The sequence below is a fragment of the Bradyrhizobium sp. Kon58 genome (genome assembly GCF_055807455.1).
The window spans coordinates 1-266 of the sequence record NZ_JBVVOT010000460.1; the positions used below are offsets into that span (position 1 = coordinate 1).

Annotated in this window: 1 protein-coding gene; it reads left to right on the forward strand. The window is 62.8% G+C overall.

Annotation, left to right across the window (positions count from 1 at the left end; translation table 11 throughout):
• A partial coding sequence (locus AC0L20_RS41150; protein WP_473295852.1) for a hypothetical protein occupies positions 1-266 on the forward strand: 266 nt, incomplete at both ends.

A 266-nucleotide genomic window follows, 5' to 3' on the forward strand; every position in this document is an offset into this window, starting at 1 on the left:
CAAGCTGCTCGATGCCGCCCACTTGGCCGAACGTAACGACGATGAGCGCGTGTTGGTGAGTTTGGGCGCCCGCACTCAAACAAAGGTTGCGTTGCCTTACGGGCGACTCAAGCCCCTGATGGCAACCCTCGGCGAACTCTACCTGGGCGCAACCGAAGGTGATGCATTACGGCTGAGTGCGCCCGATGCGGCTCGGCTCAGTCATCTGGAGACAATGCCCTTGGTGTGGCGGGGTGGCGAGCGACTGCGTGATTTCGCCAGGCGCC